This is a genomic window from Variovorax sp. P4_D9, from assembly GCF_056401695.1.
Genome location: NZ_JBFUIU010001348.1, coordinates 1 through 1652, shown reverse-complemented (window position 1 = coordinate 1652; position 1652 = coordinate 1). Strand labels below are relative to the sequence as shown.

At 68.6% G+C, this 1652-nt stretch carries 3 protein-coding genes; 2 read left to right on the top strand and 1 reads right to left on the bottom strand.

The window, feature by feature from the left end:
• On the bottom strand, positions 1-1059 hold a 1059-nt coding region (locus AC1DY5_RS54785), incomplete at its 3' end, for a PHP domain-containing protein (protein ID WP_478122555.1).
• Positions 1060-1129: 70 nt separating this feature from the next.
• Here AC1DY5_RS54785 and AC1DY5_RS54780 point away from each other — a divergent pair.
• A complete protein-coding gene (locus tag AC1DY5_RS54780; protein WP_478122554.1) occupies positions 1130-1360 on the top strand; it encodes a hypothetical protein in 231 nt (76 codons plus the stop codon).
• Positions 1360-1652: SOS response-associated peptidase family protein (locus tag AC1DY5_RS54775; RefSeq protein WP_478122553.1), on the top strand; the 293-nt coding region annotated here is incomplete at its 3' end. The genes AC1DY5_RS54780 and AC1DY5_RS54775, both read left to right, overlap by 1 nt.

Here is a 1652-nt window from a genome sequence, read left to right as displayed (position 1 = left end):
GCCCCGGCCCTGGCACAGGATGCCGCGCCCGCGCGCCCAGCGCACGATGTCCTCGACCGTCAGGAAGTAGGCCTCGTACTCGAGCTGCCGGATGATGGACAGCTCGTGCTCGATCTGGGCACGCACCTTGTCGGGGAGCATCGACGGGAAGCGTCTGGCCGCACCTTCATACGCGAGCTTGCGCAGGTAGGAGGGCGCCGTCTCGCCCGCCGGCACGATCTCCTCGGGGTACTCGTAACGCAGCTCCTCCAGGCTGAAGGTGCACCGGCGCGCGACCTCGACGGTCTCGCGCATCCACGCGTCGGGGAAGGCCTGGCGCAGGTAGGCCCGCCCGCGCAGGTAGGCCTCGCCGTTGGCCTGGAGCTCGAACCCGCACTGGCTGACCGGCCGGCCCACGCGCACGGCCGTGACCACGTCCTGCAGGGGCTTGCGCAGGCGGGTGTGCATCACGGGACTGGCCGTGGCCACGATGCGCAGCCCCGTCAGCTCGGCCACCTGCTCGATGATCCAGCAGCGCAGCTCGTCGTCGTTGTCCATCGGCCGCGGCTCGAGCAGCCAGGCGCGGCCGTCGAACCAGGTCTTGAGCCACATGGCCTTGGCGAACAGCGTCTCGACGGTCTCGTCGCGCTCCGGCAGCAGCAGCGCGATGYAGCCGGGGAGACCGGCCAGGTGCGGCGCCTTGGCGGTCTTGCCCTCGAAGTCGGCGACCAGAGCGAGGTACCGGCCCTTCTCGGCACGGCGGCGGGCCAGCGTGATCGCCTCGCACAGGTTGCCGTAGCCGCGCCGGTCCTGGGCCAGGAAGACGATGCGCGCGTGCGGGTGGCCGCCGGCCGTGGTCAACAGGATCTCGCTGCCGACGATGAAATGGATCCCGCACTCGTGGGCGGCCAGGTGCGCGCGGACAACGCCGGAGACCGAGCATTCGTCGGTGAGGGCGATCGCGGTGTAGAGCTTCGCCGCGGCGCGCTCGACCAGTTCCTCGGGCTCGGAGGCGCCGACCAGGAAGCTGTAGTTGGAGCGGCAGTAGAGTTCCGCATAGGGAGGAGGGGGACCAGACATACTGGGAAAAGATACAGTATTTAACGCCTAAGTCATAGGCAAAAATACTGGTTGGATGTACAGTTCATCCATGGACCCCGTGGCCGCCGAGATCTCTGCCGAGATCACTGCCGAAATATGGATCGCCGCCTGCGCGCATGAGCTGCACAGGCGCTGGCGCACGGTCGACCCCGAACAGCTCGACGAGGTCGCGGCCGATCTCTGGCGGGACGAGCGGCTGCGGGCGATGTCGCCCGCGACGGCGGCCGTGGCGTGGCTGGCCCCGGTTGCCTACGAACCGGGCTCCAGCACAATGCGCTGATGTGCAGCCACTACCAGGCGGAGAAGCGCCGCAAGCAGATCGAGAAACACTTCGGCATCCACTTGCCGCCGAGCTGGGAGCGGCCGCCGGGTGGCCTGCACATCTACCCGACGCAGATGGCGCCCTTCATCCGCCGGCCACCCGAGCGTGAGTCGGGCGACGAGGCGGTGCCGGACTTCGAGGTGATCGAGGGCCACTTCGGGCTGCTGCCCGGCTTCGCCAAGGAAGTGAAGTACGGCCTGCAGACGTACAACGCGCGCACCGAGACCGTGCGCGAGCTGGCGACTTTCAA